The following is a 1707-nucleotide window of genomic DNA, read 5'->3' as shown; positions in this document are numbered from 1 at the left end:
GAGAATGACACGCTTGCAACATTGAGTGTTAGCGGCGAGTTGTCTGTAGAAGATAAAGATGCAACTGATGATTACACAGTTAGCAATAGCTACAACAACGACATTGTTTGGAGTGGTGGTACGTTAACAGACGCACAAAAAGGCACGTTGATTGCTCAGTTCACGACGGACAAGTCGGGCTGGGACTACGAAGTTGCTAACAGTGACGTTGATTTCCTAGCGAAAGGCGAGACGGTCACCTTCAGCTATGACGTGACGGTAGACGATGGCAACGGTGGTACAGACACAGAAACTGTGACTATCACAATTAACGGTACCAACGACAAGCCTGCGTTGACAGTCGATACTCAGGGTAGTGTTACAGAAGACTCCGACAGTTTGCTGACTGATAGCGGCTCGCTATCGTTCACCGATAAGGATGCAACAGACAGCGGCCATACTATTACTTCAAATTACAAGGGCGATATTCAATGGAGTGGAGGTCCCCTGACTGCAGATCAAACTGATGCTATCACTAAGAACTTTAAAGTGGATGGTGATAGTTGGGATTATTCTGTAGCGAACTCTGAAATTGACTTCCTAAATGCGAATGAAACAGTCACCTTTAGCTACGATGTGACAGTTGATGATGGCAAAGGCGGTACAGATACTGAAACTGTAACTATCACGATTACTGGTACTAACGACATCGCAACAATCGATAATGATCGCGGTGTGGTCAGAGAAGATAAGAAGACATTGGTGGAAGGTGAGCTTGATATCTCTGACGCTGATGCTGGACAGGAATTGGTGGAGCCACAGACCATCACAAATGAATATGGTGAGTTCAAACTTGCTGCTGATGGTACTTGGTCCTTCCAGTTAGATACAGACCCGAATAATACAGCAGTTCAGTCTCTCTCTAAAGGTGAGAAACACGTACTTAAATTCGATGTTGTCTCTATAGATGGTACAGGTACAGCAACGATTAAAGTTGTTATCAAGGGCACCAATGATGCTCCAGAGCTGACAGTAGATACCACGGGTTCATTGACAGAAGATGCTAGTGCGACTCTTAGTGATAGTGGTGGTTTGTCATTCAATGATATTGACGCCAAAGACACACACACAGTCGAAAAAGAGTACAACGATGACATCGTTTGGAGCGGTGGTACTTTGACCGATGCGCAGAAGTTGGTAATAACAAACGGTTTCAGCGTTGGTAGTGATAGCTGGGATTACTCAGTAGCAAACACTGACGTCGACTTCCTAAATGCAGGTGACAAACTAACGTTTAGCTATGACGTGACAGTTGATGATGGCAAAGGCGGTACAGATACTGAAACTGTAACTATCACGATTACTGGTACTAACGACATCGCAACAATCGATAATGATCGCGGTGTGGTCAGAGAAGATAAGAAGACATTGGTGGAAGGTGAGCTTGATATCTCTGACGCTGATGCTGGACAGGAATTGGTGGAGCCACAGACCATCACAAATGAATATGGTGAGTTCAAACTTGCTGCTGATGGTACTTGGTCCTTCCAGTTAGATACAGACCCGAATAATACAGCAGTTCAGTCTCTCTCTAAAGGTGAGAAACACGTACTTAAATTCGATGTTGTCTCTATAGATGGTACAGGTACAACAACGATTAAAGTTGTTATCAAGGGTAGCAATGATACTCCAGAGCTGACAGTAGATACCACGGGTTCATTGACAGAA

Annotated in this window: 1 protein-coding gene; it reads left to right on the top strand. The window is 44.4% G+C overall.

The genetic code is table 11. The features are described from left to right. A partial coding sequence (locus MSG34_RS24050) for a VCBS domain-containing protein (RefSeq protein WP_248339611.1) occupies nucleotides 1–1707 on the top strand: 1707 nt, incomplete at both ends.

Source organism: Vibrio sp. 1CM2L (assembly GCF_023161695.1).
GTDB classification, from domain to species: domain Bacteria; phylum Pseudomonadota; class Gammaproteobacteria; order Enterobacterales; family Vibrionaceae; genus Vibrio; species Vibrio coralliirubri.
The sequence above is the reverse complement of the archived record's forward strand: the minus strand, read 5'-3'. Positions and strand labels throughout refer to the sequence as shown.